The sequence below is a fragment of the Alteromonas sp. ISO5 genome (genome assembly GCF_058105165.1).
Window position 1 is genome coordinate 2,692,412 of the sequence record NZ_CM176572.1, and the last position, 18,672, is coordinate 2,711,083.

At 49.1% G+C, this 18,672-nt stretch carries 18 protein-coding genes, 1 pseudogene and 1 riboswitch; of the genes and pseudogenes, 8 read left to right on the forward strand and 11 right to left on the reverse strand.

Translation table 11 applies throughout. The annotated features are described in order from the left end of the window. Positions 1–8 precede the first annotated feature (8 nt). Entirely contained in the window at positions 9–1,172 is a 1,164-nt protein-coding gene (locus AC2T0J_RS12090; protein WP_489806076.1) for a methyltransferase, read from the reverse strand. Between the two features lie 29 nt (positions 1,173–1,201). Here AC2T0J_RS12090 and AC2T0J_RS12095 point away from each other — a divergent pair, with 29 nt between their 5' ends. Next, positions 1,202–1,846 carry an alpha-ketoglutarate-dependent dioxygenase AlkB family protein gene (locus tag AC2T0J_RS12095; RefSeq protein WP_489806077.1) on the forward strand — a complete coding sequence of 215 codons (645 nt, stop codon included), beginning with the start codon at positions 1,202–1,204 and terminating at the stop codon, positions 1,844–1,846. Then, positions 1,846–2,163 carry a BolA family protein gene (locus AC2T0J_RS12100; RefSeq protein WP_489810327.1) on the forward strand — a complete coding sequence of 106 codons (318 nt, stop codon included), beginning with the start codon at positions 1,846–1,848 and terminating at the stop codon, positions 2,161–2,163. The genes AC2T0J_RS12095 and AC2T0J_RS12100 overlap by 1 nt, the downstream gene beginning before the upstream one ends. 21 nt (positions 2,164–2,184) lie before the next feature. Here AC2T0J_RS12100 and AC2T0J_RS12105 read toward each other — a convergent pair whose 3' ends face one another. Further along, the gene (locus AC2T0J_RS12105) at positions 2,185–3,129 is read right to left on the reverse strand and encodes an AEC family transporter (RefSeq protein ID WP_489806078.1); all 945 of its coding nucleotides are present in this window, start codon (positions 3,127–3,129) and stop codon (positions 2,185–2,187) included. 565 nt (positions 3,130–3,694) lie between these two features. Here AC2T0J_RS12105 and AC2T0J_RS12110 point away from each other — a divergent pair. Continuing rightward, positions 3,695–4,027: pseudogene (locus tag AC2T0J_RS12110) on the forward strand (methyl-accepting chemotaxis protein); the annotation flags it as partial. A 24-nt stretch (positions 4,028–4,051) separates the two neighbouring features. Beyond that, entirely contained in the window at positions 4,052–4,435 is a 384-nt protein-coding gene (locus AC2T0J_RS12115; protein WP_489810328.1) for a CZB domain-containing protein, read from the forward strand. Here the strand turns inward: AC2T0J_RS12115 and AC2T0J_RS12120 are convergent. Together AC2T0J_RS12120 and AC2T0J_RS12125 are read right to left on the reverse strand one after the other, a co-directional pair. Then, complete coding sequence (locus AC2T0J_RS12120; protein ID WP_489806079.1) at positions 4,422–4,760, reverse strand: MerC domain-containing protein; 339 nt, start codon at positions 4,758–4,760, stop codon at positions 4,422–4,424. The two genes, AC2T0J_RS12115 and AC2T0J_RS12120, sit on opposite strands and share 14 nt — an antisense overlap. A gap of 62 nt (positions 4,761–4,822) precedes the next feature. After that, on the reverse strand, positions 4,823–5,470 hold the full coding sequence (locus AC2T0J_RS12125) for a TetR/AcrR family transcriptional regulator (RefSeq protein WP_489806080.1): 648 nt from the start codon (positions 5,468–5,470) through the stop codon (positions 4,823–4,825). A 157-nt stretch (positions 5,471–5,627) separates the two neighbouring features. On the opposite strand from AC2T0J_RS12125, the gene AC2T0J_RS12130 reads away from it, so the two are divergent. Next, positions 5,628–7,193, forward strand: a complete 1,566-nt coding sequence (locus AC2T0J_RS12130; protein WP_489806081.1) for a SulP family inorganic anion transporter — start codon at positions 5,628–5,630, stop codon at positions 7,191–7,193. A 110-nt stretch (positions 7,194–7,303) separates the two neighbouring features. Here the strand turns inward: AC2T0J_RS12130 and AC2T0J_RS12135 are convergent, their stop codons facing one another. From AC2T0J_RS12135 to ccoG, 5 genes are all read right to left on the reverse strand, one after another. Further along, on the reverse strand, positions 7,304–7,930 hold the full coding sequence (locus AC2T0J_RS12135) for a thiol:disulfide interchange protein DsbA/DsbL (RefSeq protein ID WP_489806082.1): 627 nt from the start codon (positions 7,928–7,930) through the stop codon (positions 7,304–7,306). A 102-nt stretch (positions 7,931–8,032) separates the two neighbouring features. Next, complete coding sequence (locus AC2T0J_RS12140) at positions 8,033–9,931, reverse strand: TonB-dependent receptor plug domain-containing protein (protein ID WP_489806083.1); 1,899 nt, start codon at positions 9,929–9,931, stop codon at positions 8,033–8,035. A 74-nt stretch (positions 9,932–10,005) separates the two neighbouring features. After that, positions 10,006–10,209, reverse strand: a riboswitch (cobalamin riboswitch). Between the two features lie 80 nt (positions 10,210–10,289). Then, positions 10,290–10,670: a hypothetical protein gene (locus tag AC2T0J_RS12145; RefSeq protein WP_489806084.1), complete on the reverse strand. Its 381-nt coding sequence runs from the start codon at positions 10,668–10,670 to the stop codon at positions 10,290–10,292. 597 nt (positions 10,671–11,267) lie between these two features. Further along, the gene (locus AC2T0J_RS12150; protein WP_489806085.1) at positions 11,268–12,242 is read right to left on the reverse strand and encodes a serine/threonine protein kinase; all 975 of its coding nucleotides are present in this window, start codon (positions 12,240–12,242) and stop codon (positions 11,268–11,270) included. Between the two features lie 12 nt (positions 12,243–12,254). Next, on the reverse strand, positions 12,255–13,688 hold the full coding sequence (gene ccoG, locus AC2T0J_RS12155; RefSeq protein WP_489806086.1) for a cytochrome c oxidase accessory protein CcoG: 1,434 nt from the start codon (positions 13,686–13,688) through the stop codon (positions 12,255–12,257). Positions 13,689–13,973: 285 nt separating this feature from the next. On the opposite strand from ccoG, the gene AC2T0J_RS12160 reads away from it, so the two are divergent. Both AC2T0J_RS12160 and AC2T0J_RS12165 read left to right on the forward strand, forming a co-directional pair. Further along, complete coding sequence (locus AC2T0J_RS12160) at positions 13,974–14,348, forward strand: hypothetical protein (protein ID WP_489806087.1); 375 nt, start codon at positions 13,974–13,976, stop codon at positions 14,346–14,348. Between the two features lie 150 nt (positions 14,349–14,498). Further along, a complete protein-coding gene (locus AC2T0J_RS12165; protein WP_489806088.1) occupies positions 14,499–15,041 on the forward strand; it encodes a DUF3016 domain-containing protein in 543 nt (180 codons plus the stop codon). A 50-nt stretch (positions 15,042–15,091) separates the two neighbouring features. On the opposite strand, the gene AC2T0J_RS12170 is transcribed toward AC2T0J_RS12165, so the two are convergent. Together AC2T0J_RS12170 and AC2T0J_RS12175 are read right to left on the reverse strand one after the other, a co-directional pair. Then, on the reverse strand, positions 15,092–16,852 hold the full coding sequence (locus tag AC2T0J_RS12170; protein WP_489806089.1) for an acyl-CoA dehydrogenase family protein: 1,761 nt from the start codon (positions 16,850–16,852) through the stop codon (positions 15,092–15,094). Between the two features lie 126 nt (positions 16,853–16,978). Beyond that, complete coding sequence (locus AC2T0J_RS12175) at positions 16,979–17,536, reverse strand: NUDIX hydrolase (protein WP_489806090.1); 558 nt, start codon at positions 17,534–17,536, stop codon at positions 16,979–16,981. 65 nt (positions 17,537–17,601) lie between these two features. Here AC2T0J_RS12175 and AC2T0J_RS12180 point away from each other — a divergent pair, with 65 nt between their 5' ends. Further along, positions 17,602–18,669, forward strand: a complete 1,068-nt coding sequence (locus AC2T0J_RS12180; RefSeq protein ID WP_489810329.1) for an efflux RND transporter periplasmic adaptor subunit — start codon at positions 17,602–17,604, stop codon at positions 18,667–18,669. Positions 18,670–18,672: the final 3 nt, after the last annotated feature.

Sequence of the window (18,672 nt, forward strand, 5' to 3'; positions counted from 1 at the left end):
GGTTGTCCTTATCGTTTTGCTGCACTAAAAATAACAAACTTGTTTTGACTGGCAACGGTGGTAACGCCGCCAAACAAACGTTTAAGGGTATGGTAATAATCGAGATGTCGGTTGGCTACTACAATCAGATGACCCCCCTTATCAAGAAGTTCATAAGCATCGTGAAACATCTGCCAGGCAATGTGATCGGTAATGGTGTTTTGCTGGTGGAATGGTGGATTGCACAACACTTTGGTAAAAATTGGGCGAGCCTGTTGCTGAAGCAATGACTCCAGACAGTTACTGGCTACAAAACGGCACTGTTCAAGTTGCTCCGGGAAATTCGCTTCGACATTTTGCCGGGCTGATGCAATGGCCATATAGGACTCATCAACAAAGGTTACTCTGGCACCGGGGGCTATGCTAAGAGCATTAAGACCCAGCACGCCATTTCCACACCCCAGATCGAGCAGGTTATCATGGTTGCTAACCCGCATATGCTCAAGTAAAAAGCGTGCCCCAATATCCAGTGACTGGCGGGAAAACACATTCGCATGATTCGCTACCTGCACTGTTTGACCATTGGGTAAGCAACAAGGCCAGACAGTGGGATACGGATCTTTGATCTTGCGCTTGAGTACCTCAGGGTCCGGATGGCAAAAAATCAGTCGGGACTTCTTTTTAGCCAGCGAGGTTTTAGTCGGGCCGATGAGCCGTTCAAACATCGCCAGCACCGAACGAGTCACTGTTTTTACTTTTGCACCGGCGACGATTACCGTTTCCGGGCCCGCTACTTTGCGCAGCGCCAGTAATTGACTTTCCAGCAGCGCCAGTGTGCGGGGAATTTTGATGATCACCAAAGTCGGAGAGGCAGGCAGGGGGGCAAGACAATCTTGTTGTTTCAGGTCTGGCAGTTGGTTGGTAATCAGGTTTTCAGTACAGGATAACTCTGCAATTTTGGAGTCTGATACCCACACCGGCTGCTGCTGGGCAAACATACAGCCCAGAGCTCCGAAATCATCGTTGAGTATCAACCAGGGCTGCCTGCCTGATAGTTCGGCAAGTTCCTGCCTGATATGTTCTATCAGCAGTTCATCAGCGCTGTCCCAGGCCTGCAGACTTTTATGCTGATGTTTGGCCGGATAGCGGACCAGCGTAAATTTGCGGTCAAATAGTGTAAACTCAGTGTTCATGATGTATGGTTTGCCCGGTGTTATCGATAATGCAATTTAACTTATTTGCCAGTCAGACGGCTGCGCTGGCACCTGTTTCACTGCCCGATGCAGATATCCGGTATCAGTCTGACTGGCTGCCAGCTGAGCAGGCAGAAGCCTTATTCAAACAGCTTCAGCAAGAATTACCCTGGCGCCAGGATACTATCAAATTGTACGGCCGAGAGGTAAAAATTCCGCGTTTACAGGCGTGGCATGGCGCGCCCCACTGTGAGTATATCTACTCGAATTTACGCATGCGGCCACATCCTATGCCGGTTATTTTAACTCATTTACAGCAACGTTTGATTCATGAGCTTAACGCACCGTTCAATTGTGTACTGGCAAACTGGTATCGTGATGGTAGTGATGGCATGGGGATGCATGCCGATAATGAACCGGAACTCGGCCCCCGGCCGGTCATTGCGTCAGTTTCTCTTGGCAGTGTCAGACGGTTTAGCTTTAGGCATTTACAATCTGGCCAGCGCTCAGAACTCATGCTGGAGCCTGGCAGCCTGCTGGTGATGGCCGGCGATACTCAGCAACATTACCACCATGGACTCAGCAAGACGCGCAAACCTATAGGTGGTAGAATTAATCTTACTTTTCGTTATATTCCCGGAGCTGAAGACTCCATTGCAGGTGATCATAAATGATGCAGGTAAAACCCTTTATTGAGCAGCAGCTAAATAACGAACTAGCGCCGCAATATCTGGAGATTCTGGATGAAAGTTACATGCACAATGTGCCGGAGGGGGCGCAAAGCCATTTTAAGGTAACTGTTGTCAGCGAAGCCTTTGAAGGACTCCGTCTGATTGCCCGCCACCGTCAGGTAAATGCGCTGGTGGCAGAAGCGCTGGCCGGACCGGTTCATGCGTTAGCGTTACACACGTATACCCCGGCTGAGTGGCAAAAACGGAATCAAATCTCTGTGGATTCGCCGGCGTGCCTGGGCGGCAGCAAACTCGGTTAAGTCTTTTAGGCGCGCAGGGGCTCACAGTAGCCCCTGTCCGGAGAGAAAATCAAAGGCTGCGATGGTCAGCGGCAGCGATAACACGGTAGTGATGGCTATAATACTGGCTGCCAGCCGGTAATCCCCTCCAAGCGTGCGGACCATAACGTAACTGGCCGCCGCGGTGGGCGCTATGGTCATTAACAATACAATACCCAAAGGCATTCCCCGCAGCCCGGCTATATAAGCTATCCCTACCATTACCGCCGGATAAAAAATACACTTACTCAACGAACTGAGACTGATATTAAACCAATCGGCACTGAATGATCGAAACTGCAGAGAAGCGCCGGTACACAACAGGGCCAGTGGTAATGTAAGTTGTGCAAAGTACTCGCCGGTGGTGGTTAGCAATACCGGCAACTGCCAGTCGAAATAAGAAAACGGTAACGCAATAACGATGGCTATTATCAACGGGTTCTTCACAATTCCTTTGATTTGAGAAGTAAGTGAGCGCTTGCCTTCCTGATAAAAATTGAGAATGAAAACCGACAATACATTAAACAAAATCGTGACCATTCCAAGGTAAACAGAAGCGGCAGCGAGGCCATCGTTCCCGTAGGTCTGCGCACAATAGGCCAGGCCAATAATGCCCATGTTGGCTCTGAACCCTCCCTGAGTAACCACACCCGTTGCCTGGCGATCCGGCACCATCAGGTGGCTGGTTGCCATCAATACCAGGAAGTAGCCCAGTGTGCCGGTTAACCCGGTAACAATCAGTACCGGGTTAGCTGCTTTACTGAAATCAGCCTGGCTTATTGAAATAAAAAGCAGTGCTGGCAGGGCTACGGTAAATACCAGTTTTGAGCCGGTGGCTACAAACTCATCGTTAATGAGTTTGGCGCGCAGTAATACATTGCCCATGATAAGTAATACGAGTACCGGGCCAATAACGGTAAGGGCAAAGTCAAAGGTGGAAGATTGCATAGCGGTTGAGAACCCCGTGAAGATCATGAAAGCGTTATGAAAACAACAGCATATCACCGATTGACAAGCACCGGGCAAGGTTAATGTAGCCACTACTGTATCAGTTTGCGCATAAGTACAACGGACACAACACCAGATTAGATAATTTTCTTTATAAGCTTTTACTAATTAGGCTATATTTTAGCCAAGGATCGATATATTGAGCAATTGAATGATTTTCAGACGTAGCCTACCCGAAGCCGAATTGGCCGAGATCGAACGTTTAAAAGCAGAGAACGCCCGCCTGGAACAGAACCTGTCTAATATGGAGCAGCAACTGCATACCGCCTATACCGATGCAGAAGTACTGGCCAGTAAAGTGGCCGTAGAAAGGAAGTTGGTGGAGAACTTTTTCCATTCGCTGGAAATGCTCGATTCGGTACGTACTGATGTTGCCGCGTCGGCCACTGAAGTGGGCCACGAAAAAGACCGTCTCGAAGGCACTCTCAGTGAGTTCTCCGTGATTAGTAGCACCCTGACTCATTGCGTGAGTGTACTGCAAACCCTTGCGGGTAAATCTGAGTCGATGAACCAGGCTATCGAGGGGCTTTCTAACTCAGCCAGCGAAATACAGACCTTTGTGACGCAAATTCAAAGCATTGCTGAACAAACCAATTTGCTTGCGCTTAACGCGGCTATCGAAGCGGCCCGGGCGGGTGAGCAGGGACGAGGCTTTGCGGTAGTCGCTGATGAGGTCCGGGCCTTGGCGGCTCGCTCGGCGGATGCTTCGAAACAGATTTCTACCCTCACCCAGACAACCAGTCAGCAAACGGATACTACTAAGCAATATATCGCCCAAAGCCATGCTGAGACACTGGATGTGTCGGAGTCGGCCACCAAGATAAATCAGTCTGTACATGAAATTTCAGCAATGGCCAGTGAGATGGCGAAAGCGATTTCAACGGTGAGTCTGAGTACCTTCGTACAAACCGTCAAGCTCGATCACCTGGTGTGGAAGGTTAACGTGTATAAAGCCATCCGGACGGAAAATAGTCAACAGGCCGGGCAACTGGCTGATCACCATCAGTGTCGTCTGGGCAAGTGGTATTACGAAGGTGACGGTAAAAAGTTGTATGCCTCATTTCCTGAATTTAAAAAGCTGGAAGCCCCTCATGCGCGGGTGCATAAGTCTGGTATCGAAGCATTAAAGGCGAGCGCACAAGGGGAATCGCAAACACTCATCAACAAATTGCAAATGATGGAAGAGGCCAGCGTTGATGTGTTTGAGTGCCTTAATGCACTGAAAGCCAGAATTACTCAGATGTAGCAGGGGGAGACTCTTTAGCAAGCACTTCCTGTAATCCTTTTTGCATCAACGCGGTGCGGCGTTGATTAATCATTTGACGTGAGATAATCAGCCCAAGTAATAAAGCCACTATGGGTAACCAACCGCCGTAGCCAAAAAACGAATACAAAATGCCGCCAAGGCCAAAAATCATAAACACCGGTAACAGCCAGCAGTAAATTTGGAACATACGCTTTGCCGGCGGATTAAAACTAATGTCACGGGCTTTTTCCAGCAACGTAAACTGCTCATGACGTTCGCGTTCGGCGATTTCCGGAAACTGGTCGATATACTCTTTAATATCCATAACTAACGGTTCGAGATTATTTTTGCTGCAAAGTGTAGGCGTAGCGAATTCACAATGCAATCCTATGACAAGTTAACCTGGTTAAGCAGGATATTCACCGCCTGCTCTACCCATTCAGCGATAGCTTTTTTGTCGGGCACGAAGTCCGGGTGCAACAAACAGTACATTTGTGATTTACCCCGTAAAATCGTAATAAAATCGGTAGCCAGACGCAGCGGATCGCAATGAGTGTCCGTCAGTTCGTGCTGTTGTAAAGCACGGGTGATCGCTTTGGTGATTACCGGCAGGATACTGGCAGGTCCGGCATCGTAAAAGGTTTTTGCCAGTCCCGGGAAACGGGGCGCTTCGGCCACCACTGCACGAAATAACGCCAGGTTTTCAGAAGCCAGTAATAAGGTCAGGTAGGCGGTACCGATGCGAGATAAGGATTCTGAAAATTCAGCATCCGGCAAACCAATGGTTTTGACCTGGTCGATAAAATGTTTGCACTGTGTATTCACCACTGAGGCAAATAAGCTCTCCTTGGTAGGAAAATAATTATACAAGGTTGCTTTGGAGACGCCGGCTGCTTTCTGGATAAGATCCGTGGTGGCACCGTTGTAACCATATTGCAGAAAATAGCCGCAAGCCGCTTTAATAATAGCCTGATTTTTTTGCTGTTTCTTACTGAGAGGCATGACGTTTTTGCGAGCGAAAGTGTTAACTACCATGTTAGTGGCTATTCGGGGCTAAGCAATGTTGTACAGGACGGGTACGACGGCGTTTATCGCAACCCGGGGCAGATTTTACAAACTGTTAAAGGACAAACGGGGCTGGTAATGGTAGGATCGCCGACCGATTTTTAACCACCTCAGTGCTGAGATAGTAATGTTTGATATCATCACGAGTAAAGAAAGTAACGTAAAAAATGACGTGCTCTCCGGAATTACCGTTGCCCTGGCATTGGTTCCTGAAGCCGTTGCTTTTGCATTTGTGGCTGGCGTCGAGCCGATGATAGGGCTGTATGCAGCCTTCATGATGGGGTTGATTACCTCTGCCATCGGTGGCCGTCCGGGCATGATCTCCGGCGCAACGGGCGCTATGGCCGTGGTTATGGTTGCCCTGGTAGCTGAGCACGGCGTGCAGTATTTGTTTGCTGCAGTGTTGCTGGCCGGTTTACTGCAAATATTGTGTGGCGTGTTTCGCTTAGGAAAGTTCATTCGCCTGGTGCCTTACCCGGTAATGCTGGGCTTTGTAAACGGTCTGGCAATCGTGATTTTTCTGGCCCAGTTAGGGCAATTTAAGGTAACCGGCGCGCTGGGTAACCAGGAATGGATGAGCGGCACCATGCTCTACATCATGCTGGGGCTGGTGGCGTTAACCATGGCAATTATCTATTTATTGCCAAAACTGACCAAAGCAGTACCAGCATCGCTGGCGGCCATTATTACTATCACTTTGTTAGTGCACGGACTGGATTTAGAAGCCCGCACGGTCATCGACTTTGTGCGCGATATGTTACCGGTAGATCAGCGTGACAGCGCCACTCTGGCCGGCGAATTACCGACTTTTGCTATACCTATGGTGCCATTTACCTGGGATACACTGATGATTATCTTGCCCACCTCGGTGATTCTATGTCTGGTGGGTCTGATTGAATCACTGCTAACCCTTACATTGATTGACGAAATGACGGATACCCGTGGCCGCGGTAACAAAGAATGTATTGGTCAGGGTGTTGCGAACACCGTGAACGGTTTCTTTGGTGGTATGGGTGGTTGTGCCATGATTGGTCAGAGCATGATCAACATTAACTCTGGTGGTCGCGGACGCTTATCAGGTATCACTGCCGCCATCGTACTGCTGGCGTTTATTTTGTTTGCTGCGCCGCTGATTGAGATGATCCCACTGGCAGCACTGGTTGGTGTTATGTTTGTGGTGGTAATAGGCACTTTCGAATGGGCATCGTTCCGCATTATCCGCGGCGTTAACAAGGAAGATGCCTTTGTATTGTTCCTGGTGACAGCCGTTACCGTTATTGCCGACCTGGCGATTGCCGTGGTGGTAGGCGTTATTGTGTCTGCTCTGGTCTTTGCCTGGAAAGCTGCCCGTTATGTTGATTCTAAATCACATATCGATAATGATGGCTGGAAAGTTTACGAGCTGCGTGGCCCGGTATTCTTTGGTTCGGTAAGTCATTTCAAAGAGTTATTTGACATAGCCAATGACCCGGATGATGTGGTTATCGACTTTAAGAACAGCCGTATCTGGGATTCATCAGGTATCGATGCGCTGGATGGTCTGGCCGATAAATATGAACAGGCGGGTAAGAAACTGCATATTCGCCACGTCAGTCAGGAATGTCAGAGTTTGCTTAATAAAGCCGGTAAATTTGTTGAGATCAACGTGAACGAAGACCCCCGCTATCGGGTGGCAACCGATAAACTGGCCTGATAAGGCCAGCCCACAAAAATAAAGAAATAAAATAAAGGGGTCAGAGTACATTATTGCAAAAGCAGTAATGTACTCTGACCCCTTTATTTGTTGTCTGACGCAAAGTGCGGTTAGTCGCGTTTTGCTGCCAGGTAGTTAAACAGTTCGAGACGTTCAGTTGGTGTCAGATCCCGGCCAATCTGCACTTTATACTTACCGTTAACAATGAACGTAGGCACTGAACGCACTTCGCGGCGATAATCTTCTACGACTTTATTGTTCTTGCCCAGCATTGATTTAACGCCAAAACTTTTGGCCAGCTTATCGAATTGCGCTGAATCCACGCCGTTGATAATAAAGATGTTGCGGATGTCCTTTATGCCGGTAATGGTGGCTCGTTGCTTGTGAATATAATTGAAGATGGCAGCGCTCAGCTTGTCTTCTTGCTTCAGCGCTTTCGCGATTAACATGCCCGTAGTGACTTCATCCTGCACTTCCTGGCTGGCGTAAGGCATAAAGTTAACGTGAACTTTTTCAAACTTAACACCTTTATCCAGTGATTTTTTCAGCTCCGCCACAAACGGCTCTGTACGGTAGCAATGCGGGCACCAGTAAGAGAAAAACTCCACGACTTCTGGCGAGTCACTTAAGGGCTTATCGATTTCTTCATAATGTTTACCTTCTTCCCACTTAACAGCGGCAGAGGCCTGTAATGGAATTAGCAATGCTAGTACAGCCCACAAAGCAAACTTCTTCATTCGAGTGTTTTCCTTTCTAATTCAAATAAACGTTGAGATTATCATACCGCTAAATAATCGCCTAGTCAGTGACGACCAGGCGAATTAAACGGCGATTAACGGTTAAAAGCGATAGCTGGTGTGTACCAGGAAACGCCGCTTGGATCCGCGGTAGCCAATGATATCTTCATAGTCTTCAGACAATGCATTATCCACTCGGACCCCAAGCTGCCACTGTTTGTTCCAGTCATAGTTAACGTTAATGCTGGTTAACCAGTAAGGGTCAAGGCTCAGGACGTCGCCGCTGAATGACGTTGGTGGATAAAAGATATCTTCACGAACACCGGTGTAATCGGCTTTGATATAAACAGATAATCCCTGAACCGGCAATGAATGGCGGTAAGTCACTGAGCCGGTGTGATGTGGCCGGCGCAGTTCAACGGTCTGATCGGCACCATCGCCACTGGTAGCATCGAGATAACTATAGTGTGCGGTAAATTGCCACGTATCAGCCGTCCATTTTAGCGACGCTTCAAAGCCGTCGCGGCGGGAATCCTGGCTGGTATTGGCTACCGAACTAAGACCACTGGCGCTGTCCCATACACTGGTAATTTCATTTTCCAGTCGGGTGCTGTACACACTGAAGTCGGCCGACAGCTGGCGGGTAAAGGTAGTTTGCAAACCCACTTCAAACTCGCGGCTTTGTTCGGGTTTCAGATTGGGATTACCAATGAACTGTGCCGGGTAGTAGCCGTAGAGCTCGGTAAAGTTAGGCGTTTTTACCGCCTGACTGAAGCTGGCAAACACGTTAACCTGACGGGTCATCGCATAATGCGCACCGGCCCGATAGCTCCAGGCTTTTTCAAACTGTTCGTTGTCGTCATAGCGAATGCTGAACTGTGTAGACAGTTCATCGGTACCCAAGCCGGTTAATTCGGCAAACACGCTGCTGGTACTGTCATCACCACGGTAGTTCGGATCACCCCAGTCAGCCGGACCTCGCTGTTCAAACTCACGGCGAAGCAACTCACTGCCAATGGCTAACTGGGCAACATCGGTAGTGATAAACTGAGTCCAGTTGAGTTGTTTGCGTTCTCCGGTGGTACCGCCTGCGTCAAAGCCGCTCGTCAGATTATCATTATCGTCTTTGTGGTACTGGGCCTTAAGTTCGCTGGTATAGCCCAGTTCAGCGATGGAGAAGTTCCATTGCAAGTAAGAGGTCAGCTGTTCGCCATCGGTCACGTTGTCGGCATCAGCCGGCAGGCCAGTGTTGAAGTCGGTGGCGTCATAGTCGTTGCGATAATCTACCAGACGAGCGCCGGCCTTCAGGGTATTGCTGGCTGAGGCCTGCCAGTTCAAACCAAAACCGGCGGTAGTGTTGCGGTAGCCATCATCTTCGCCGCCGGAACGCGACACGTTGTCTCCATCGGTATTAAAATGATTGGCGTACAGTGACACATTCAGGTTTTCCAGTGACTGCTGTGTTGAGACGGAGGCACGATAGGTGCTGGCGTTACCAATACCTGCACTCAGTGAAGTACTGTGGTTACTCTCAGTACCCGCTTTGGTGGTGATGCTGAGTACACCAGACACCGCGCCACTGCCCCACAGAGCACTTTGGGCACCACGGAGCAATTCAACCCTGGCAATGTTATCAGCGGTGAGATGAGCAAAATCTACCAGTCCACCCTGGCTAAGATCATTCACAATCACACCGTCAATCAATACCAACAGGTGATTGGTTTCGCTGCCACGCAAACGTAGTTCGGTTAATGAACCGGGGCTACCGGACTGACTCAGGCTAACGCCGGGCATGCCGCGTAATAAATCGGTTAACTGGGTAGCACCTGCTGCCTGAATATCTTCTTCGGTGAGTACTGATACTGAGGCCGCCAGTTTTTCGAGGCTAACCGGTAAACGAGAACCGGTAACGGTAATGGTTTCTACAGAAGAATTCTGGGCGCAGGCAACGTTCGCGGCGCACGCAAGGGCTACCGCACATGAAAGGGATCGAATTTTCATAAAAAGGCTCTTTTTATAGCACTCCCGCCGAGTGCCAAGACGGATTAGAACTGGCAACCGGCCCGATTCGGGCAGTTGCCGACGAAGCGCAGGCCGGTCTCCGGGCTTTCAGTCATGCCATAGCATGAATTCCCGCCTTCCCGATAGTCGGTGGCGTAGGGGAATCGTATTAATACATTAAATACGTGATTACCGTTGCGGGGGCAGCGTAAGCTTTTCACTTACTTCCCGATTATCCTGATGACGCGTCATCAGGCACCTGAGCGGGCGGGATTATAACGGTACCACGGCCGGATAAATACCCCCGGGGGGAAAAATGCCAGCTGATCCGGCTGTGAATCGATAATCCTGCCATCGCTTATTCACCGCGCCAGGGTTTTACGGGCAATCTAACTTGCGTGTCGTTATGCCACTTTAAGCTCAAAGGCTCACCGGCATCGGCAACGCACTCGTTATTGACCGGTTTGCCTGAACCATGATTAACCAGAGCATCCTGATTTTTATTGATATTAAGCACTACAGCAAGATGGCTACCCGGATCAAGAAGTTTCGCTGTCATCCGTGCATTAACAATGGGCGGGGAAACTTTCTTACCCGGCGTGTACAACTTGCGCTGTAGCGTGGACTGTGCGTAGCTGGTACGACTGCGATAAGTATTTAAGTGAAAAACGTTATCAGCAGGTGAGAGAGCATAAAAGTTATAGCCAATATCAACATCCCGCTTATTGGTGCTGATCACAAGGGGCTTGTAAAGGTGCCTGCCAGCTCCATAGGCGCTGCAAAAGGTTCAGTGACATATAACAACCCATTGCCTTCGCTGCTCTCACCGGGATAACCGCTTTGAGTACATGACAAAGGTGGACATTGGTAATGAAAGAAATTACCTGTTCGTCATCCGGTCCCGGCAGTTTCTGATGCCGCTTTAGCAGATTGATGACGTAGTCCAGCGCCCTTTGTTTTGACCAGCCAAGCGTGTCCTGTCACTGAGATTACCCCTCATTACTCAGCTTACTGGCCTGGCGTTCTAAATGAGTGGTGAGTTGCTCGCTAAGCTCACCCTCCGGTGCTGTGGGGTTCTGCACCAACGTTTCGTGAGATAACCCTCAACTGGTATTGATTATAGTTTGCGACATTACCTCCCCCCGAGCTGGCAAATCTAGGGGGAAGCCCTGTTTGAATACTACAGTATTGCGGTGCGTGATAGTCCAATAGCTCGTAGCGAATATGAAACTAAAATAGGCATCGGGTTGATTTACCTGTTCTGAAAATAATAGTCGGTTAAGAGCTAGAGAAACGTAATCTGCAGACTACCTGTTACTCTGTGGCCCGCCGGAGATCAATAGGGTACCAGAGAGAGCGGCGGCTCCTGAAGGGTGGCAAATTGCTCTTTCAGGGCCAGGATTTGCTGTTCCCAATAGCGGTTTTCGGCAAACCAGGGAAAGGCTCTGGGAAATGCAGGGTCCTGCCAGCGATCGGATAACCACGCCATGTAATGCACCATGCGCATGGCCCGCAATGGCTCCATTAAAGCCAGCTCTTTGCTGTCGAATTCACAGAACTCTTCATAAGATTCAATCAGTGTTTCAAGCTGTATTTGTTGCTGCGCGCGGTCGCCGTTGAGCATCATCCATAAATCCTGAACTGCCGGACCCATACGGCTGTCATCAAGGTCAACAAACATTGGACCATCACGCCACAAGATATTACCGGCATGGCAATCGCCGTGTAGACGAATAAGTTTACCTGGCTGGTAAAGCTTTTTGGTCAATTCGATGACCTGATCGAGTATGGTGAAAAATGCGGTATGCAAAGATTCGGGTAACAATGTGCTGTTGGCCAGAGTTTGCCGGGGTTTGGTCAGGTAGCTTTCAATATCCATGGTCGGACGATGGGTGAAAGGCGCACTGCTTGCCACTTTATGCATGCGGCCAATAAACCGGCCCATCCATTCCAGATGGTCGAGGTTATCGAGTTCGAACTGACGCCCCCCCACAGAATTGAATAAAGCAAAGCGGTATTGCCCGGCAAAATGCAGCGTCTGACCCTGATGGGCAAGCGGTGCAACAACCGGTATTTCAGCATCAGCCAGGGCTTGGCTGAAAACATGTTCTTCGAGAATTTGCTCGTTAGTCCAGCGCTGTGGGCGATAGAACTTCACTACGTAGCGCTTTTGCTCATCGCTTAAAAACTGGTACACCCGGTTTTCGTAGCTGTTGAGCGCAAGGAGTCCTGATTGAGGAAATATGCCGCACTGTTCCAGTGCGGCAAGGATCATATCGGGTGACAGTTCGGCAAAGGTAAAGTCACTCACATTAAGGCCTGTTTATCGATAAAGGAATTTCGATGGTTCGCTAACCTCTACAACAGTGCCGTCTGCTTCTTTGGTGGAAACATTAAAGTATATTTCGGTGACCCGGTCAGACAGGTTGTAGGGATCAGTTGCGACAGATACAGGCAGGCTGTATACATCGCCACCACCCACGGTAACAACTTGTTCGCCAATGTACTCGTATTCAGGCAAACCTTCTACCTTAATTGTATAAGTGTGTTCAGTTTGTGACTTGTTGAGCACCTTCAGGGTGTAAACATTCTCAATATCGCCGTTCATATTTTCACGGTACAGTGAGTTACGGTCGCGAATAATATCCACTTCAAGGGGGACCCGGGTCACGATATCTGCTATCAGTAAGCCACACATCACCAACAGAACTATCAGGTAACCAAGTAATTTTGGCCGTATAATATGGGTCGTTCCGCCTGCCAGCTCGTGTTCAGAAGTAAAGCTGATAAGCCCTTTGGGATAATCCATCTTTTCCATCACGCCGTTACAGGCATCCACACAGGCACCACAGTTGATGCACTCGTACTGCAAACCGTTACGAATATCGATGCCGGTAGGGCACACCTGTACACACAGGTTACAGTCGATACATTCGCCCAGGCCTTTTTCTGCCAGATTTTCATGGGCTAGCTTACGTGAGCGTGGACCTCTTTGCTCACCGCGACCCGCATCGTATGAAACCGTGAAAGTATCTTTATCAAACATTGCTGACTGGAAACGGGCATACGGACACATGTGTGTACACATAATTTCTCGCATCCAACCAGCGTTGCCATAGGTACATATGGTAAAGAAGATAATTGTGAATCCGGCCCAAAAACTGGTATTAAAGGTGAAAAAATCGACATAAAGTTGTGCTACCGGTGTGAAGTAGCCAACAAAGGTCATCGCCGTCAGCAGAGCAACCAATAGCCATGCGGTATGTTTGGCCGCTTTGCGCCAGAACTTGTCGAAATCCATAGGGCGTTCGTCCAGCTTTATGCGCTTATTACGGTTGCCTTCGAAAAGTTCTTCAAACCATACGTAAATATAAGTCCAGGTGGTTTGCGGACACATAAATCCACACCAAACGCGGCCTGCAAAGGTAGTAACAAAAAACAGCGCGAAGGCGGACACAATAAAGATATAAGCCAATAGCGTCAGATCCTGTGGCCACAGGGTGAGTGAGAAAATCGTAAAGCGCTGATCCACAATATTCAGCAGCACAGCTTGGTGGCCGTCATACTGGATCCAGGGAATGGCAACGAATAAGGCAATAAAAAAGAAGCCGAAGAATCGACGGAAGTTTTCCAGCGGGCCTTTTACCGAACGAACATAGATTCGGTCACGCGCCGTATAGCGTTTTGACTCATCGAGTTTTTCGGGTTTGTGAACTTTTACCGGGGTAACGTTTTTCACCGGGATCTGATCGTTCATGGGACTACCTTCATTGAAGCTAAACATGATTACGGCAGCAGTATACCTGTCATATATTAATATTACTTAATATAGATCAATCGCATTCTGATTTGCCGCGGCGATAGTGTAACGTATTTTTTAAGTGTACACACTCGGTGTCAGGCCCGTGACAAACAGGTTAGGTGAACAAATGCACTGTTCTGAACAGCTATAACTCTTAATAACTAGGTATAAAACAGGTACCTTATTTAACGGTTAGACGTGGGTTAAGCTTGGACCACTAGTTTGGGAGAAGTATAAAACATGTTTCGTTCAATCGCTGTCATCATTGAAATCGCTATTTTGGTAGTGGTATTACAGCTACCGTTTGTTCAGTATCTATTCTCTGACGTTCAGGATACGCTGAGTGACTGGATGGAAGAGATCGCTACGCGTGAAGAGCGCCAGCAACTGGCTGAAATTAAAGACAGCCTGGCGGTGCAGTACTCGGCAATGCGTCCCTACCAAAAGAGTTACCTCGATAACGTCCTGTCTTCGCGGGCCCGAACCCTGCAATTTTATGATGCCTATTGTGAGCATTCCGACAGTAACCCGTACATTTACGGCGTTACCTTACACTCGTTTTGTTCTGAAATTCGCCGCTCTCCGGTATTGCGCGAAGACAGCCAAAATAGCTGAGCAGCATCTGTTCATCCCCGGTTCAGCTGACTACTGATAGATTAAGAGATACGATAAAACCATTAAACTTTTTGCCGGTTTATTGTTCTAATAGTTGGTTGAGTACGTATATACTCTGACTTCGAACCAAACCTTCGGGGGGATTCTACAATGCGAAATGTAAAAGCGTCGTGGTTACTTGCGCCTGCGCTAATGATGCTTTCAGGCGCCAGTCTAGCCCAGAAAAGTACTGACGGAGCAGCAGAGGCGTTGCCCAAAGTTGAAATCACCTGGCAAGAGCCCAACTCGTATACTGATGTCAGACCGAGTAATGAGTCACGTAAAAGTTTTCGTAATCGTGTTTTCAATTCGCTGGATAAATACTTCAATGAACTTGCGGAAGCACTGCCAGCAGGGCAGACCCTTGAAGTGACCGTTACCGATTTGGATTTAGCCGGGCAGGTCTGGCCAACCATGCGGGCGGGGGCTTTCGATATTCGAATTATCGATACGGTGTATATTCCGCGAATGGAGTTCAGCTATCAGTTAAAAGAAGGCGATAAAGTGGTAAAGTCGGCCGACGTTAACATTAAGGAAATGGCATTTATGAATCGGGTTAGCCGTATTCGTAGCAGTGATCCTTTCCGGTACGAAAAAGATATGATCAAACGGTGGTTTGATGATGAATTTGAAGACTCTATCGCGAAAAATTAACCATTGAAAAGGCCGCCAGCAGCGGCCTTTTTTGTACCCGTGCCTTCGACTTACAGATAGTCAAACTCACTGCCCTGAACCGCCAGCAAGGTATCGGCTGACGCTAACATTGCCGCTTTATGGGCTGAGATACGTGGCAATATCCGTTGTATGTAAAAGTCACAGGTTTTCTGTTTACCCGCCGCAAGCACCGGATTGTCGCCTTGTGCCGCGCAATCCGCCATGGAATACCATAACACGCCAAGCAGGCAGTAACCGCTGTATGCCAGATAATCACAAGCGGCACCGGCGGCCTCCACCGCACCGAAGGCTTTCACCTGTAACGAGGTTTGATACCACTCGTCCAGCAATGCAGAGGCTTGCTGTCGGGCAGCATCGTCAGTCATAGCCTGCACCAGCTCAGCAAAAGCATTCCGGGTAACGCCGAGCATGTCGCTCCGGTCGCGGGTAAGTTTACGGCCAATCAGATCGAGCGATTGAATACCGTTGGTACCCTCATAAAGCATGGCGATGCGTACATCTCGCATCAGTTGTTCCATGCCCCATTCGCGGATGTAGCCGTGACCGCCAAAAATCTGAATACCCAGGCTGGTGGACTCTAATCCTGCATCGGTCATAAACGCTTTACAGATAGGCGTAAGAAACTGCAGGATGGCTTGTGCATTGTCATGGGCCTCGCCGCTTGAATTATGCCCTATGTCCATATACTTGGCATATAACATAGCCAGCGCTCGGTTACCTTCTGTCAGTGCTTTTTGCGTGAGCAGCATACGTGTAATATCGGGTTGATAGATAATGGCATCAGCTTTGTCATCCGGTTGTTGTACGCCCTGTGGCGCACGGGATTGAAGACGTTCCCGTGCATAAGTTAAGGCGCCCTGAAAAGACGCCTCTGAAGCCCCCAGTCCTTCAAGACCAACCTGAAAACGGGCGTCATTCATCATGGTAAACATGCAGGTCAGCCCACGGTGAGGCTCGCCAATCAGCCAGCCTTTGGCACCATCAAAATTCATCACACAGGTTGGGCTGGCTTTAATGCCCATTTTTTTCTCCAGCGCACTGGGCGTAAGGTCATTACGCTCCCCTGGCTCTCCTTTTTCGTCGAGTAGGAATTTCGGCACCAGAAACAGGCTTATGCCTTTTACGCCGGCGGGTGCATCTGGCAAGCGAGCTAGCACCATATGAATAATATTTTCGGTCCAGTCATGGTCTCCCGCAGTAATAAAAATTTTACTGCCGGTTATGCTGTAACTGCCGTCTTCGTTAGGCTCAGCTTTAGTGGCCAACAGGCTCAGATCACTGCCAGCCTGCGGCTCGGTAAGATTCATTGTGCCGGTCCACTGCCCGCTGACCAGTTTTTCCAGATACAGTGCTTTCAGTTCATCTGAAGCGTGCTTAGTGACGGCAAGTACCGCGCTTTCGGTAAGCATGGTCGTTAATCGCCAGCTTAGACTGGCCGAGTTAAGCATTTCGTGTACCGGCACGGCCATTGAGTAAGGCAGTCCCTGCCCACCATATTCAATATCGCCAAGCATGGCATTCCAGCCGTTGTCTACGTAGCTTTGATAGGCGGCGGCAAAACCGTCCGGGGTGACCACCTGGCCGTTATTCAGTTTACAGCCCTGCTCATCGCCTTCACGGTTAAGCGGTGCCACAACGTCGGATGCAAACTTACCTCCTTGTTCAATAACCTCAAGCGCTAACTCCGCGTCGAACTCATCCAGGCCCAATGACTGATAAAGCTCGTCTGTCTTTAGCCAGTCTTTAACCAAAAAAGTAAAATCAGCGAGTGGTGGTGTGTATGCCGGCATAATATTCTCCTTTGTACAATCAGGTCTGATTGTTTGATATTTCTACCATACAACGCCTGTATAAAATGCAAAATCAAAGTGTGTCATTAACTTGAGCCAGCGCAATAAAGCACACAGGCTGGCTGACTAGAGTTCTTTTCCTGCCAGTACAAACGCGTCTCTTAGCGGAATCAGATCATCATTAAAACGTAATTCTTCATCAGTTATTTCAAACGGGCTTATCCGTAGCAGTTCGGACACTTCCTCTTTCGCCCAGTCTGGCGCTGGCACGCGTTCTGCCAGCGCCGCCAGTGATGCATCACCGGTGCAAAGAAACACCGGCATTCCTGAGGAGGAATAGGTAAGCAGTTTGCCTACTTCGAGGTTAAACCCGGTTTCTTCCCAGGTTTCCCGGTGTGCGGTACAACGCAGACTTTCATCACCTTGCTTGCCTCCAGCCGGAAAATCCAGTTTGCCGGACAAACGATGCCTGATCATCAAAACACTATTCTCGATGCGAATAAGGCATGCCGCAGCATTGGCTTTAAGTGAGTCGGGCAACTGTCTGGCATTTTCAGTAATTCTGCAACTCGTGGCAGACGGAGGGAGGGGCTGACAACCTAAAAACGTTAAAACACAGATTATTGCTGTTAAACGCGCTCTCTTGGTGAGGTTATCGGGTAAAATTAAGCCGTTGGTTAACATTTATTATTTAATTCCGGTGCCCGCTGATGACAACAATGTTGGGTACCAGTATAGCAGGATTGATTATGGCATTGGGTAAAAAGCTGTCGCCGCTGTTGTTGGGGTTGGTGTTACTGGTTGGGTTGCTGGCTTTTTTAAACTGGCCTCAGGAGCAGGTCAGTCAGACGATGGCAAAAAAACTGACACCGGTTAAAGTCCACAAAGTCAGTAAGAAGTTGTTCCCGGTCACGATTGATGCGTTGGGAACTGCTACGGCAAACGAATCCGTCACACTTACCGCTCAGGTCACCGACACAGTGACCCGCGTCTTATTCAATGACGGTGATGAGGTAGAAGCTGGTCAACTGTTGGTACAACTGAATAATACCGAAGAAGTGGCACGTGTGGCTCAGTTACAGGTAAGTCTTGAAGAAGCCAGGCGTCAGCTTAGCCGGATTAAAAACCTGGCCAAAACCAGTGCGGCTTCCGAGCAATTACTGGACGAACAGCAGGCGCTGGTAAATTCGCTGGAAGCGCAAATAGCGGTGGCCAATGCGCAGTTGGATGATTTGCAAATCAAAGCGCCTTTCAATGGCCGTCTCGGTATCCGTCGGGTCAGCGTTGGCTCACTGGTTCGCCCTGCTGATGAAATTACCACGCTCGATGATATCAATGTTGTTAAGGTCGATTTTAATGTCGCCGAAAATCATTTGGCCAGTATTGCACTGGGCCAGAAAATAACGGCTACATCGGTGGCTTACCCGGGTCGCGAGTTCAGCGGTGATATTGTGGCGATAGACTCACGTATCGATCCGGTAACCCGCTCTATTTTATCGCGTGCAGTTATCAACAACCCAGAGTCGGAACTGCGCCCGGGCATGCTTCTGCAGGTGACTATTGAAAAACAGGTACTCGATACTCTGGTGATCCCGGAAGAAGCGCTGGTACCCAACGCCGATAAACAGTTTGTTTACGTGGTGGCCGAGAATAACGTGGTTTCCGAACGCGAAGTGATCGTAGGTGAACGCCGTCCGGGCTGGGTACAAATAGTCAGTGGCCTGAATGTTGGTGAGCAAATTATTGTGGAAGGCACGTTGCGGGTACGCGACGGTTCAGAGGTAAGAGTGCTTAATCGCGATACGCTGGAGAGCTAAATC

Excerpts from the sequence above, each read along its gene's own strand:
- AC2T0J_RS12090 (WP_489806076.1), bottom strand. The coding sequence starts at position 1,172 with ATGAACACTGAGTTTACACTATTTGACCGCAAATTTACGCTGGTCCGC.
- AC2T0J_RS12095 (WP_489806077.1), top strand. The coding sequence starts at position 1,202 with ATGCAATTTAACTTATTTGCCAGTCAGACGGCTGCGCTGGCACCTGTT.
- AC2T0J_RS12100 (WP_489810327.1), top strand. The coding sequence starts at position 1,846 with ATGCAGGTAAAACCCTTTATTGAGCAGCAGCTAAATAACGAACTAGCG.
- AC2T0J_RS12105 (WP_489806078.1), bottom strand. The coding sequence starts at position 3,129 with ATGCAATCTTCCACCTTTGACTTTGCCCTTACCGTTATTGGCCCGGTA.
- AC2T0J_RS12115 (WP_489810328.1), top strand. The coding sequence starts at position 4,052 with ATGGCGAAAGCGATTTCAACGGTGAGTCTGAGTACCTTCGTACAAACC.
- AC2T0J_RS12120 (WP_489806079.1), bottom strand. The coding sequence starts at position 4,760 with ATGGATATTAAAGAGTATATCGACCAGTTTCCGGAAATCGCCGAACGC.
- AC2T0J_RS12125 (WP_489806080.1), bottom strand. The coding sequence starts at position 5,470 with ATGGTAGTTAACACTTTCGCTCGCAAAAACGTCATGCCTCTCAGTAAG.
- AC2T0J_RS12130 (WP_489806081.1), top strand. The coding sequence starts at position 5,628 with ATGTTTGATATCATCACGAGTAAAGAAAGTAACGTAAAAAATGACGTG.
- AC2T0J_RS12135 (WP_489806082.1), bottom strand. The coding sequence starts at position 7,930 with ATGAAGAAGTTTGCTTTGTGGGCTGTACTAGCATTGCTAATTCCATTA.
- AC2T0J_RS12140 (WP_489806083.1), bottom strand. The coding sequence starts at position 9,931 with ATGAAAATTCGATCCCTTTCATGTGCGGTAGCCCTTGCGTGCGCCGCG.
- ccoG (WP_489806086.1), bottom strand. The coding sequence starts at position 13,688 with ATGAACGATCAGATCCCGGTGAAAAACGTTACCCCGGTAAAAGTTCAC.
- AC2T0J_RS12160 (WP_489806087.1), top strand. The coding sequence starts at position 13,974 with ATGTTTCGTTCAATCGCTGTCATCATTGAAATCGCTATTTTGGTAGTG.
- AC2T0J_RS12165 (WP_489806088.1), top strand. The coding sequence starts at position 14,499 with ATGCGAAATGTAAAAGCGTCGTGGTTACTTGCGCCTGCGCTAATGATG.
- AC2T0J_RS12170 (WP_489806089.1), bottom strand. The coding sequence starts at position 16,852 with ATGCCGGCATACACACCACCACTCGCTGATTTTACTTTTTTGGTTAAA.
- AC2T0J_RS12175 (WP_489806090.1), bottom strand. The coding sequence starts at position 17,536 with ATGTTAACCAACGGCTTAATTTTACCCGATAACCTCACCAAGAGAGCG.
- AC2T0J_RS12180 (WP_489810329.1), top strand. The coding sequence starts at position 17,602 with ATGGCATTGGGTAAAAAGCTGTCGCCGCTGTTGTTGGGGTTGGTGTTA.